Genomic DNA, 14,051 nt, shown 5'->3' with positions numbered 1-14,051 from the left:
TAGGTCGCCGCCAGTTTTTATTTGAAAGCTCATCAACATTGTTGATGAGCTTTTTTTGTTTTAGAATATAATGTAAATGGAGAAAGGGAATAAAACAAAGTTGTTTTAAACACAAAATTTTGATGCTATTAAAATTAGAATTTGGTTTTATTTTAATAGCATTTATATAAAAATAATTATTCAAAAATTATAAATTTTTCCCCATCATAAGAAGCAAATACCATAGTTGGATAAGAGTCGAAATGATATACATTGGCATTTTTGTCGATTGCTATTGCCCCAGCAAAACCATCAATTTGTTTTAATTCTTCGAATGTTTTTTCAAAAGCATTTTTCAAAGTCATACCATCGGTAACACGGGTTACGATTTTAGCAGCTGTTGCATTACTAACAATATCTTCGCCAACACCTGTACAACTTACAGCGCAGAATTGATTGGCGTAATTTCCTGCAACAGTAGCAGAGTCTGAAATTCGTCCTGGGATTTCAAAGCCTTTTCCGCCTGTAGAAGTCGCTACGGCTAGTTTGCCATTTTTATCAATTGCAACAGCGCCAACTGTACCTTTGCCTCCTGTTTTTAATTTTGAGTTATATTCTGAACGACGTTGGGGCATTTCCGTTGAAAAATCTACGAAACCATGCTTGGTGGCATAATTTTTAGCACCAGAATCTCCCAAAACACGATCGTCTTCTTTTTCTAAAGCTTTTGCAACAAAAATTGGATTTTTAACATTTTCGATGTTGATAACACCACTTAATTTTTGAGAAGTACCATCCATAATAGCAGCACTCATTCTTATAACTCCATCACTTTGGATTTGCGACCCAATGCCTGCGTTGAATAGATCATTATTTTCTAATAACGAAACTGCGTAGGCTACTGTATCATAAGAAGAATTTAACTTTAGAAACTCAAAAGATTTTTCAACAATTGATTTTAGGGCAGTTTGTTTAGCGATTTTCGTTTCTGTAGACTGATCACTTTCTGAGAAAAAACCGCCATGGATAATAATTTTCATAAGTATTAATTAACTTGCTGAATTGAATTGTACTGAGAATTAATAATTGTCATATCGCGATTAGAAAGATTGTAAGTATCGTTCACAGACATCACATTTACAATTAAATTTTCGATCGAAATTGGTTGACCCATTTCGATATTAGTAAGATTGGTATCTTTAATAAAACGACCATCTACTATGATAACAAGTCCCGATCCAATAGCAGTCATAACATCACCAGAAATGAAAAGCCCAGTATCTTCACCTAGTCCAACGCCTAAAGTCCGAGGATTGTTAACGACCGCCTGGAAAAGTCGTCCCATACGACCACGTTGAACAAAGTGAGTGTCCACGGTTACATTTTCGATAAGTCCAAGACCTTGTGTCATTTTTATTTCACCTTTCAGTAAGGCTTCTGTACTACTGCCTTGGTAGATCATATTCTCGGAAGCTGCGGCTGCGCCAGCCGAAGTCCCAGCGTAGATAAAGTCTTCGTTTTGGTATTTATTTAAAAGTTCATCGTGAAATCTAGTTCCGCCCAAAATAGAGGTTAATCGCAATTGGTCGCCTCCTGTAAACATAACGACATCTGCTGTTTTAATTCTTTCAACAATGGCATCGCTATTGGCCTGTTCACGATTAAAAATATCTAAAATATTAACATGCTTTGCACCTAAGTGTGTGAAAGCTTTAATATACTCTGGACCTACAATATCTGGGATTTGTGAAGCAGTGGTTATAATTTCAATAACAGAATCTTCTTGCAGTCGAGATTCTAAAATAATTTTTTTTAGTATGCCTCTTTCAAAAAAGTTGAGATTTTTTTCAACATCTTGATCATAAGATATTTCGGTGAAACTCCCTACGTTGACAGCGCCACCTATGATCACTAATTTTCCTATCGCTTTCATGTTACAAAATTATGAATTATTTGCAGGCTATACTTTATAAAAAGACTACTTTAGATAATTTAAATTTAATTTTAAAAAATAAAAAATACTAAAAATTTTTATAAGTACGGAATTTAATATTGTAGAAAGTTAAATAATTTTCGATTTAAATTGAAAAATTATTGAGCTATGTAATGAATACTTGATAGAAACTTTTATCTTTGATTGTAACGATTAAAAAATGATAAAGTATGCGCATTGAAAAAATCCAAATTTTGCGAGGTCCAAATATCTGGAGTATTAGAAGAAAAAAGCTTATCCAAATGCGTCTTAATTTGGAAACTCTCGAAGATTATCCCACCAATAAAATTGAAGGTTTCCGAGAGAGAATCGAATTGTTGTTACCATCCATGTATCATCATCGTTGTTCGGAAGGCGAGGCTGGTGGATTTTTCAAGCGAGTAGAGATGGGCACCTGGATGGGACACGTTATTGAGCATATTGCTTTAGAAATTCAACATTTAGCAGGAATGTCCGTAGGCTTCGGGCGCACAAGAGAAACCAAAACTCCGGGAACTTATAACGTCGTTTTTGATTATATTGAGGAAAAAGCGGGTGTTTACGCCGCGGAAGAAGCCGTTAAAATCGCGGAAGCTTTGATAGATAACAAGAATTATGATATTACAATTTGTATCCAAAGACTAAGAGAAATTCGACAACAAGAGCGTCTTGGTCCTTCGACGGGGAGTATTGTTGAAGAAGCGGAATCAAGAGATATACCCTGGATTCGTTTAGGAAGAAACTCTTTGGTACAACTTGGTTATGGTGTCAATCAGCAACGTTTCCAAGCCACTATTACTGGTAATACAAGTAGTATTGCAGTCGATATTGCATGTAATAAAGAATTGACCAAAAAGATGTTGGATGATGCCGCAATTCCTGTTCCGATGGGCGGTTTGGTGACTGATCTAGAGGAATTGGAATCAGTTATAAAAAAAATTGGTTATCCTATTGTTATAAAACCTTTGGATGGCAATCACGGACGAGGACAGAGCATTAATGTTAATGATTGGGAAACCGCAAAAACTGGTCTTCAACATGCACAAAGTATCTCCCGACGGGTTATAGTTGAAAAATATATAACAGGATTTGATTTTCGTATTTTGGTGATTAATCACAAAATGGTTGCTGCTGCTAGACGTGTTCCTGCTCATATTATAGGCGATGGCGAGCAAAATATTCAACAACTTATTGATCAAGAAAATCAGGATCCGAGGAGAGGTTACGGACATGAAAAAGTTTTAACAGAAATTAAAATCGATAAAGATACCAACGAGCTTTTAGAAAAGTTGGGTTTTACTTTGGAAAGTGTACCGAACAAAGGTGAAATGCTTTACTTAAAATCAACCGCAAATTTGTCCACGGGAGGAACGTCTATAGATGTTACAGAAATGGTGCATCCAGATAATATCACCATGATGGAGCGTGTTTCCAGAATAATTGGTCTTGATGTTTGTGGGATTGATGTTATGGCTGAGAATCTTACCCAGCCGCTCAAAGAAAGTGGTGGCGCTATTTTAGAAGTTAATGCAGCGCCAGGTTTTAGAATGCATTTGGCTCCCAGCGAAGGTCTTCCGCGCAATGTTGCAAGTCCTGTCGTTGATATGTTATACCCACAAGGAAAAGCTTGCAGAATTCCTATCATGGCCATTACGGGCACCAATGGAAAAACCACAACCACAAGAATTTTAGCACATATTGTTAAAAATAATGGTTTTCGTGTAGGATTTACAACCTCCGATGGGATATATATCCAGAATACTTTGTTGTCAAAAGGTGATACCACAGGGCCTTTGTCTGCAGAATTTATACTGAAAGACCCAACAGTAGAGTTTGCTGTTTTAGAAACTGCACGAGGCGGAATATTACGTTCGGGACTCGGATTTTCTCGTTGTGATGTTGGTATTTTAACCAATATTAAAGAAGACCATTTAGGATTAAACGATATTCATAATCTTAAAGATTTAACACGTGTGAAACGTGTGGTTTTGGATAGTGTAAAAAAAACAGGTTGGGTAATCCTTAATGCAGATGACGAATATTCAATGAAAATTAAAAATGATTTGGATAGTAATGTGGCGCTTTTCAGTATGGATGAAAACAATCCTTACATACAGCATTACGCTAAAGAAGGTAAGATTACTTGCGTTTGCGAAGAAGGTTATATCACGATAAAAAAAGGAGAATGGAAAATCCGAATTGAGAAAGTTAATAACATCCCGATTACGATGGAAGGTAAAGCCAAATTCATGATAGAAAATGTATTGGCTGCATCGCTTGCCGCTTATGTTTACGGTTTCGAAATTCAGAATATTGCTTTGGCTTTGACCACATTTATCCCGAGTGCGCACCTTACGCCTGGACGGCTTAATATTTTTAAATTTAAAAACTTTAAAGTAATGATTGATTTTGCCCATAATCCTGCAGGTTATGAGGCTATTGAAGATTTTTTGAGTAAAATAGATTCTAACAAAAAAATCGGAATAATATCTGGTGTTGGTGATCGTCGTGATGAAGACATTCGGGAATGTGGAAAAATTGCTGGACGTATGTTCGACCATATTATCATCCGAAGCGAAAAACATCTTCGTGGTAGAGAGGAAGAAGAAATTAACAGTTTGATTATTGAGGGCATCAACAGTTCGGGCCGTGAAGTTAGCTATGAGATTATTCCTAAAGAAATCGAAGCTTTGAAACATGCGATGAGCATGGCGGAGGATGGTATGTTTATCACCGCGCTTAGCGACGTATTAACCAATGCAATCGAGTTGGTGCAAGATTACCAACACCGCGAAATGTTGGACGATGAGATGAACTCTAAATTGTAAGCAAACATAAACAAAACTTAAAATAAACTAGTATCTCGATGCTAGTTTTTTTATGTCTTTGAAAAATGTAATGTCGAAATTCTTAGTTTTTGAAATAGAGGAGTAAGATTTTTTCAATATTTTTTTTAAGATGGGCTAAAAGCTACTCATAAAAAAGTCCAGGACTATATCCTGGACTTTAATAAAAAAATGTATTGGCTAATTATTTTTTAATAATTTTCGCAGATTTTGTTTCCGCACCAATTTTTAATGTAATAATATATACGCCTGGTGCAAGATTGCTCATATCCATTGTACCAGATGAAGCATTCCATAATTTACTAGAAACTTTTTGTCCTGTAAGGTTGAAGATTTCCACCGCATCAATTTTTGATGAGTAATTGATGTTTACTAAATCAATTACTGGGTTTGGATAAAGTTTAAGATCATTTTTGTTGATATCTTGTGCCAACATAGATCCAGCAAATTCATGCGCACCCATATCTGGTGTAGTCGTGCTTCTTGTTGTATCATCAATATCTACAGTAACTTCAGCTAAAGGCGTTCCTTTATTATCTAAAGAGTTGTTTTCTGTTGTAAGGTGAAGATCTGTTGGAGAAACAAAAATAGGTAAGATATTTAATGAATTGGCATCTTTTCCTGTAGCGGTTTTCCAGTCTGCTAAAGTTGCTTTTGCAGAACTTAGGTAGCCTAAGTTAGTACCAGTACTGTAATAATCGTTGTGATCGATATTGCTAAAAACTGTTGCAGGAGCAGCTGAGTAGATAGCATATCTGTTAACCGTAGTTGTCTGTGAATTGACTAAGATGTTATTTCTTAAATCAATTGCACCAGCATCCGAGATAGAACTTGTTACGTTGATAGCAGCGGTCATACCTGTTGTCACAACTTGATCGGTATTCATATTAATCGTGTTATTATAGATCTTATATCCTGTACTTTTTCCATTAAATGTGATACCTACTCCATTATCCAAATAACTATTACCATTGTAACCATGGTTTGCGACATCGGAGATAAAATTATTAAAGACATTAACGCCTCCGTTAGCAGCAGTTGAGTAACCATTAAAATAAATTCCTACTGCCGCATAACCTCCTGTGTTCGTATTTTTAATATTACTAATTTTATTTTTAGAAATTGTTACACCACTAGTCCCAGCGGCAGATGTTCCTGCGATCTGAATTCCTGCATTAACTCCAGTTCCAGCAAAAGAAATGTTAGAAATAGTATTAGCTTCAATTACATTATTGGTGTTAAGCTTTGCTCCAGTTGTACCACTAGAAACCAAGATTCCTATAGCTCCATTATTTGTTGCGCTTCCAGCAGAAATATTAGATATTGTATTTCCACTTACATTACTGTTTACAGTACCTGTAGCTAACCAAATTCCTCTTCTAGCGTAGGCTGGTGTTGGATTGAAATTTCCGATCGTGTTGTTTTGGATTACGGCACCATCCGTACCTTGTGCGTACAAACCAGCAAGACCAATAGCATCTGCACCTGTGGCTGACAGATCGTTGTCATTGATAGTAATGCTGCCATTTTCGGCACCTACTGTCGCGAATGCATATACGCCGATATAGGCTTTTTTAATGGTATTGTTCGTTATAGAAATATTACTGAATGTTCCAGCTGTACCTCCATTATCTGCAATTACAACTGCACTTGAGGTGTTTACCCCATTTGTAATAATGGTGTTTTTTAATGAATTGTTGCTCATCGAAGCAGTTCCTACACTACCAAATCTTACCACTTGTGGAGCAGTTGTAGAAAGGTTTGTGATAGAAAGGCTCTTATCTGTACCACCCGAAAGAGAACCGTCGATTGTTACATTGCTAGCGCCAACAGTTCTGATGAGTGCATTGCTGTTAGTTGTTCCAGAAATAATACGTGCTTCACCACTTGGTTTAATGGTTACCGTATAACCTCCTGTAATTGTATTAAGTGGGTTAGCTCCTGTTTCTGCAGTTAAATCTTCAATGATATTGAAAGTTAAATTTCCGCTTACAAGCCCAGCATTGATATCTTCAAAAACACCACCAGTATTTGTTAAAGATGTATAATCCCCAGTGGATCCTACAGTATAAGTACCGTTAAGGGCAGCCTTAAACTCGTCAGCACCCATATCTGGAGCTGTTGTACTTCTTGTTACGCCATCAATATCAGTAGTTACTTCAGCTAAAGCTGTACCTTTGTTATTAAGCGCAGTATTTTCAGGGGTAAGGTGTAGATCTGTAGAAGATGTGAAAATTGGGCTAACATTTAGAGAGTTTTCGTTACCACCAAAGCTGGTTTTTATATCCGCCAATGTAGCTTTTGGCGCAGCACCAATGTATCCAAGATTAGCACCAGAAGAAAAATAATCATTATAATCTATATGTGCGAAAACAGTTTTTGGAGCGCTAGAATATAGTACATATTTTTCGCCTGTTTGCGTTTGATTATTAGCAAAAATATTATTTCTAATGTCAATAGCACCTGCAGTTGTTGCTGAAGTTAAAATGTTAATTGCTGCAGGTCTACCAGCTACATTTTGATTTACATTAAGAGATACAGAATTGTGATATACTTTTACATTAGTACCAACACCACCAAGAACAATCCCGTAGCCATTATCTGCAATACCGCCCCCACTAGAATATCCATAGCTATATACATTAGAAATAAAGTTGTTAGCAACCAATACATTATTAGATGTTGTAAGTGCGTTTACATAAATACCGTTAGATCCATAGCCTGTGGTATTTGAGTTTGATACTTTATTTATTTTATTATTAGTTACAATAATATTGTTAATAGCACCACCAACTAAGATACCTGAAGCGGTTGAGGTGCTAGCAGTACTAACACCATCGATTTGGTTTCCAGTAATTATTGCATTTTTAGCATTTTGTAGCGCAATACCTCTGAAGCCTAACATTTCTGCTGTGTCGGCAGAGCCTAATGTATTATTTTTAATAATAGCACCATCATCCTGAGCAGTAGAACTTCCTATGATAAACATCGCATTTTGTGCCTTGTTAAAGGTGTTACTTTCAACAGTTAGATGGTTGTTTGGCACAGTTCCAGCTCCTCCTAAAGTTGGACCAGAAACAAGTAAGCCTGCAATCGTTGCTGATGGTGTGGCGCCTGAAAACTTCACATTTTTAATGGTCGCATAATCTGCGCCTGCTGCGGTCGTACTAGCCACCCATAATATTATAGGACTACCTGTTGTGATGGTATTTTTCAAGGTTAAGTTGTCAGAGTCTGTACCATTATTACTACCGTCAATAGTTACATAATCTGCTGCATTTACTTTGATTAACGTTTCAGCAGTATTTCCAGAAATTGTGGCATCAACACCCGCTGCCGGTTTAATAGTTAGCGTGTTGGTTGCACTAGATCCACTATTTTCCTGGATAATAATTGGAAATGTTTCCGAAGGATAAGTTGCATCCAAAAGCGTTAGCGTAACAGGGCCAGTTATAGGAGCTGAATTAAAATCTGCAATGGCAGCTGTTAAAGTTGGGTAATCACCAGATGTGCCAATGGTATAATTACCACTTAAAGCAACACTTTTAGATTGTGGTTTGATGTTGTGCCCCGTTACTTTTGATGCCATCGCATTAACTTGGTCACTGTAGCTCAATTTAGCAATAGAAGATAAATCCTCACTAACTCTTCCACTTTGGGCATTAGCAAAACCAATGCTTGTCCCAATTAATAAGAAAGACAATGCTGTTTTCATTGAGCTTCGAAAATACATATTGTTTAATGTATTGTTCGTAATGGTGTAGTTTTCTTTCATAAAGTATATAATATTTAAAAATAGTTTGTTAAAATTAATTAAATTTTGATATTGACAAAATTTAATTTGACAAAGTTGATTATTTTTTTTATTTAACATTCTATTTCTAGATTTCTATAAAATTAAATAGTGTAACTGATTGATAATTAGTAGTGTTTGTTTTGAACGTTTTTTTTTAAAATTTTAATCTTGAAGAATTAGTTAATTATATTAGAAATTTTAAATTTTGATTCTAAAACAAATTTATTTCTACAATTAAATGAGTATTTAGGTAATACCTCTTGCATTTGTCATTATGAATAGAAAATATTGCAGATTATAATTTTATTTCAGTAATTTGTTTTTTATTGAAAATAGTTTATTATAATACGCTAATATTTCCCAAAAATTCAATTGAAACATGTTTTTAATCAAAAAGACAAAATAATTGTAAGGTAGGACTGTGGAATTCTTATAATGTATTGAATTATGAAATCGAGGTATTTACAAGAAAATCACATTATTAATAATAGAAAAATCCTGCTAAATTGCAGGATTTTTATTTTGCTTTAAACTAAGTATAGAACTTATAAAGATGCACACGAGTGATATAATCCGTATCCAAAAAGTCCAATCATATTGTTCTGAAAAAATAAGATTCAGAATTAATAGAATGCTACTTATAATGAGTAAGCTAATTAGAAATGATTTTTTCATTAGGCAGCCACTTCTGTATCTGTTCTTTGTAATAGAAATTTATAGATAAGCCCACCAGTAATTCCGCCAAGGATAGGAGCCACCCAAAATAACCATAGTTGAGATAATGCTATCCCACCCACAAATAAAGCTTGCGAAGTCGATCTTGCAGGATTCACAGATGTATTGGTAATCGGAATGGAAATTAAATGAATAAGCGTTAATGCTAAACCAATAGCAATTCCAGCAAATTTTCCATTGGCCCATTTATCTGTTGCACCCATGATGATGATTAAGAAAAAGGCTGTTAAAAGAAATTCGGTTAAGAACGCGGCACCCATACTGTAGCTTCTGTCATAATAGCCAGGCATATCATAAAAATTAGAGGCAAAAGCGCCCGGACCTTCTGTCGAAAATGCGCCAGCGCCATTAAGAATAACATAAAGACAACTAGCAGCGGCAATAGCGCCAAGACATTGTGAAATAATGTAAGGAAGCAAATCTTTTGCTGGTAAACGACCTCCGGCTAACAAACCGAAAGAAACCGCAGGATTGAAATGCCCACCCGAAATAGGACCAACAGCGTAAGCCATGGTTAAAACGGTAAGACCAAATGCTAATGCAACGCCTACAAGACCAATTCCAATATCAGGAACGCCTGCTGCAAATACTGCGCTACCACAACCTCCGAAGACTAACCAGAATGTGCCGAAAAATTCAGCGAATAGTTTTTTTGACATAGTGTTTTATTTTTTTAATAAGTCTAAGGTAATAATTTAATTTTTTGATTTAGAAATAAAATGAAACTTTGTCATATTTTTTAGAGATGGTTTGTTTTTTGAGCTTTCACATTAAATTTAAAAAAATGGCAATTAAATATTCGGTGTTGGATTTAGCAACAATTCTTAAAGGTGATAGTATCCGCCAAAGTTTTGAGAAGTCTGTAAAAGCGGCTCAAAAAGTTGAAAGTTTGGGATATCATCGTTATTGGTTTTCCGAACATCATAATATGCCCAATGTGGCAAGTTCGGCGACATCTTTACTCATTGGTCACATTGCATCACAAACTAAAAGTATCAGAGTAGGTTCGGGTGGAATTATGTTGCCCAACCATTCGACATTATCGGTTGCAGAACAGTTTGGTACGCTGGATGCGCTTTATCCTAATCGAATTGATCTAGGCCTTGGACGAGCGCCAGGTACGGACATGTTAACAGCAAGTATTCTGAGAAGAGGACAATTGGAAAACCATTATAATTTTGAATTTCATATTCAGGAATTGAAACAATATTTCAGCTTAGGAAATTCGAATTCCAAAGTAAGAGCGATTCCTGGTGAGGGCGCAGAAGTCCCAATCTATATTTTGGGATCTTCAACAGATAGTGCTTTTCTTGCAGCAAAATTAGGTTTGCCTTATGCCTTTGCTGCACATTTTGCACCTTCGCAGATGGAAGTTGCTTTTGAGATTTATGAAGAACATTTCCAGCCAAGTTCCGTTTTGGATAAGCCTTACAAAATGGCTTGTATTAATATTATCGCAGCGGATAGTGTGGACGAAGCGCATTATTTATCAACGTCCCATTTTCAGGCTTTTGTTAATATTTTGACGGATCAGCGTCAGCCTTTGTTACCACCAGAAGAAACTGATTTGGCTAATATTTCTGATGAGCTTGCTATGCATCTTAACCGTATGGCAGCTAAGACTTTTGTTGGTGATAAAGCTAGTCTTGAAAAGAAACTGTCAGAATTTGTGAAACATAATAAAATTGACGAGATTATTGTTTCGGGACATATTTATGATTTTGAAGCCAAACTTCATTCTTACGAAATTGCTTCCCAAATTTTAAAAAATATGTAAAAATCAAAAGCTTCAGAATTTCTGAAGCTTTTGATTTTTTAGTTACAATCCAAATTGCATCGTGAACAAATCTGGGAAGACGCCCAAACTTACCAATGCTAAAATGATAACAACTGCAACGATATTATAAGTAATACTTACTTTTTCAGATGTGTTAAATGTACTTTCTTTATAGAAAAACATCGCGATAATAAGTCTTAGGTAATAAGCGATACTTAATGCAGAACCCAAAACGGCCACTAATACTAAGAACTCGGCACCGCCTTTTATGGCTTGGTTAAACAAGGCAAACTTAGCCATAAAACCTGCTGTCAGCGGAATACCTGCCATAGACAACATTGAGATAGAAGCTACAACTGCTAGCAAAGGATGTCTTTTTCCTAAACCATTGAATGCGCCAAAGGAAACTTCTCTTTTTACTTTCTCAACCCAAATCAACGCCATGAAAACTCCAACTGTTGCTAAGGAATAAGCAAATAGGTAGAATGCCATATTGTACATAGAAAGGCTATTAAGCCCGAAGAAGATTAATGCGAGATAACCAGCATGCGAAACGCTAGAGTAGGCCAACATTCTTTTTACATTAGTCTGTACCAAGCCCATCACGTTTGCAAGGAGCATTGTGATAATGAGTAGCACGCCAATTACGTTAATCCATTCGCCAGCTATTCCTCCGAATCCTAAAGTCATTAATTTTACAAAAGCATAAAACCCAGAAATTTTAACCACAGTGGCCATAAAAGCTGTAATCAAAGATGGCGCACCATGATAAACATCTGGACTCCACATGTGGAAAGGCGCTAGAGAAACCTTGAAAGCCATCGCAGCTAACATTAGCAATGCTCCTACGATAAGCATTAAGTCTTTAGGATTATTGATGGCAAATTCTGAAATTTTATACATGTCAAAACTTCCTGTTGTGCCATATACTAATGCTGTCCCGAATAACAAAAACCCCGTCGCAAAAGCACCCATCAAGAAATACTTCATTGATGCTTCCGTAGAACGAAGATCCGTTTTATTACTTCCTGCCATAACATATAACGGAATAGAAAGAATTTCGATACCGATGAATAATGTTACTAAGTTTTGGTAACCGAATAAGACAATACCGCCAGAAAGCGACATCAACATCAAAGCATAAAGCTCCGACTGGTGGCTTCTATGATTACTAAATGCAAATCCTCCAATGAAGAAAATAAGCAAAGTCGTAACAATTGAAATTTTTGAAAACAGAGCAGCATTGCTTCCATATTCAAACATGTTTTTGTAAGCGTTAAAAAATTCGCACTCTGGCAAAAAGCTTACATACAATGCAACTAATAATCCTGCAATACCGATGTATCTAGCATATTTGCCCTGTTGGAAAACTCCAGAGAATAATGCTAAGACAGCCGTAAGGAATAATACTATAAAAACACTCATTTTTTAAAATATCAATTTAACTTATCATAGATAAGAAGATAAACTTCAACGAACTACCCACCATGTCAACAATCACTTGTGGGAAAATCCCCATAATGATGACGAAAACAGATAAACTTGCAAGAACGGTAAATTCTGCTGGAGAAAGGTCTTTTGCTGTTGACAACAACATTTCATCTGTTTTACCAAACATCGCTTTTCCGTATAATCTCAACATATATACCGCACATAGGATAATGGTAAGACCTGATAAAATTCCCATGATAAGATTATAATCAAACACAGATTTTAAAAGGATAAATTCTCCAATAAATCCATTAGTTAACGGCAATGCCATCGATCCTAATAAGATAATCATGAACAATACCGCAAATTTTGGTGCTATTTTTGCCAAACCTCCCATTTGACGAATATCTCGCGTTTTGAAACGTTTGTAAAGAATATCCGCACAATAAAACAGACCAACCACGTTGATGCCGTGTGCAAAAGTCTGTATCAAAGCACCTTCCGCACCTTCTACTATTAGCGCAGTGGGATTGAACATTCTTACCGTTAAAATAGCAGAAGCGAAAATACCTGCCACCATCAGCCCAACGTGAGATAGGGAAGAATAAGCGATAATTCGTTTAGAATCATTATTAACAATAGCGATTAATGCGCCGTAGATAACACCGATAACTGCCAAGATGACAACAATGTCGCCCGATATACCGCCAATTGCTAGAGGTGTAATGGGTAACAAATATCTTAAAATACCATAGATGGCCATCTTCAACATGATTCCTGATAATAACATGGAACCTTGTGTTGGCGAATATGTATAGGTATCTGCTTGCCAAGTATGGAATGGGAAAACGGGGAGCTTAACTGCAAAAGCAAAGAAGATAAACCAGAAGATTACCGTTTGTTGATTAATATTAAGCGCTGCATTGTACATATCTGTTACCGCAAAAGAAGCAGAATAATTGTAAACGTAGATAAAACCTAATAACATGAATAATGAACCAACGAATGTGTACACAAAAAACTTAGTTGTGAATTTGATACGTTTGTCTTCTTGTCCCCAAAGTCCTGCGATAAACCAAATCGGAATCAACGTTATTTCCCAGAAAATGTAGAATAATAATCCATCCAAAGCGGTGAAAACACCAATTAGTCCAAACTGCATTAACAAGATTAACGCATAGAAATTATTGTTGTAAGCTTTGTTTTCGTTGTAAGACGAGAGGATAATTAAAGGTACCAAAATATTAGTGAGTATCACCAAAAGCATACTCATCCCATCGATACCGAAGTGGAGATTACTCTTAATAAATTGAAACCAAGGATATGTAATTTCGTATTGCAATTTAGAATCTACAGTTGGACCAAAATCAAATCCTGCCAACATATAGAAAGCTAAAAACATTTGTATAAACGCAATTGCCAGCGCGAGATGCTTGCTAGAAGAATTTCTCCATGCAAAAACCAATCCCGAACCTACAAGAGGCAATAGTAATAGTGTTGCTAAATATGACATTA

General features: G+C 36.0%; 8 protein-coding genes. 2 read left to right on the top strand and 6 right to left on the bottom strand.

Annotation, left to right across the window (positions count from 1 at the left end; translation table 11 throughout):
* Positions 1-176: 176 nt before the first annotated feature.
* Positions 177-1,019 carry an isoaspartyl peptidase/L-asparaginase gene (locus tag ACVFVN_RS11250; RefSeq protein ID WP_456235323.1) on the bottom strand — a complete coding sequence of 281 codons (843 nt, stop codon included), beginning with the start codon at positions 1,017-1,019 and terminating at the stop codon, positions 177-179.
* Between the two features lie 5 nt (positions 1,020-1,024).
* Positions 1,025-1,912 carry a cyanophycinase gene (locus ACVFVN_RS11245; protein ID WP_165136623.1) on the bottom strand — a complete coding sequence of 296 codons (888 nt, stop codon included), beginning with the start codon at positions 1,910-1,912 and terminating at the stop codon, positions 1,025-1,027.
* Between the two features lie 230 nt (positions 1,913-2,142).
* Between ACVFVN_RS11245 and cphA the strand changes: the two genes are divergently transcribed.
* A complete protein-coding gene (gene cphA / locus ACVFVN_RS11240) occupies positions 2,143-4,779 on the top strand; it encodes a cyanophycin synthetase (RefSeq protein WP_456235322.1) in 2,637 nt (878 codons plus the stop codon).
* A gap of 202 nt (positions 4,780-4,981) precedes the next feature.
* Here the strand turns inward: cphA and ACVFVN_RS11235 are convergent, their stop codons facing one another.
* Together ACVFVN_RS11235 and aqpZ are read right to left on the bottom strand one after the other, a co-directional pair.
* Complete coding sequence (locus ACVFVN_RS11235; RefSeq protein ID WP_456235321.1) at positions 4,982-8,572, bottom strand: beta strand repeat-containing protein; 3,591 nt, start codon at positions 8,570-8,572, stop codon at positions 4,982-4,984.
* A 695-nt stretch (positions 8,573-9,267) separates the two neighbouring features.
* Positions 9,268-9,987 carry an aquaporin Z gene (gene aqpZ / locus ACVFVN_RS11230; protein ID WP_456235320.1) on the bottom strand — a complete coding sequence of 240 codons (720 nt, stop codon included), beginning with the start codon at positions 9,985-9,987 and terminating at the stop codon, positions 9,268-9,270.
* A 125-nt stretch (positions 9,988-10,112) separates the two neighbouring features.
* On the opposite strand from aqpZ, the gene ACVFVN_RS11225 reads away from it, so the two are divergent.
* Entirely contained in the window at positions 10,113-11,105 is a 993-nt protein-coding gene (locus tag ACVFVN_RS11225) for an LLM class flavin-dependent oxidoreductase (protein ID WP_456235319.1), read from the top strand.
* A 42-nt stretch (positions 11,106-11,147) separates the two neighbouring features.
* Here the strand turns inward: ACVFVN_RS11225 and ACVFVN_RS11220 are convergent, their stop codons facing one another.
* Positions 11,148-12,530, bottom strand: a complete 1,383-nt coding sequence (locus ACVFVN_RS11220; protein ID WP_165136637.1) for an NADH-quinone oxidoreductase subunit N — start codon at positions 12,528-12,530, stop codon at positions 11,148-11,150.
* 16 nt (positions 12,531-12,546) lie between these two features.
* On the bottom strand, positions 12,547-14,049 hold the full coding sequence (locus ACVFVN_RS11215) for a complex I subunit 4 family protein (protein ID WP_165136639.1): 1,503 nt from the start codon (positions 14,047-14,049) through the stop codon (positions 12,547-12,549).
* Positions 14,050-14,051 lie beyond the last annotated feature (2 nt).

It is taken from the genome of Soonwooa purpurea (assembly GCF_053891095.1).
This window is presented reverse-complemented; position numbering and strand designations above follow the sequence as displayed.

Bases quoted from the DNA above. Each gene is read 5' to 3' on its own strand.
- ACVFVN_RS11215 (WP_165136639.1), bottom strand. From the start codon at position 14,049: ATGTCATATTTAGCAACACTATTACTATTGCCTCTTGTAGGTTCGGGA.
- ACVFVN_RS11235 (WP_456235321.1), bottom strand. From the start codon at position 8,572: ATGAAAGAAAACTACACCATTACGAACAATACATTAAACAATATGTAT.
- cphA (WP_456235322.1), top strand. From the start codon at position 2,143: ATGCGCATTGAAAAAATCCAAATTTTGCGAGGTCCAAATATCTGGAGT.
- ACVFVN_RS11250 (WP_456235323.1), bottom strand. From the start codon at position 1,019: ATGAAAATTATTATCCATGGCGGTTTTTTCTCAGAAAGTGATCAGTCT.
- ACVFVN_RS11220 (WP_165136637.1), bottom strand. From the start codon at position 12,530: ATGAGTGTTTTTATAGTATTATTCCTTACGGCTGTCTTAGCATTATTC.
- ACVFVN_RS11245 (WP_165136623.1), bottom strand. From the start codon at position 1,912: ATGAAAGCGATAGGAAAATTAGTGATCATAGGTGGCGCTGTCAACGTA.
- aqpZ (WP_456235320.1), bottom strand. From the start codon at position 9,987: ATGTCAAAAAAACTATTCGCTGAATTTTTCGGCACATTCTGGTTAGTC.
- ACVFVN_RS11225 (WP_456235319.1), top strand. From the start codon at position 10,113: ATGGCAATTAAATATTCGGTGTTGGATTTAGCAACAATTCTTAAAGGT.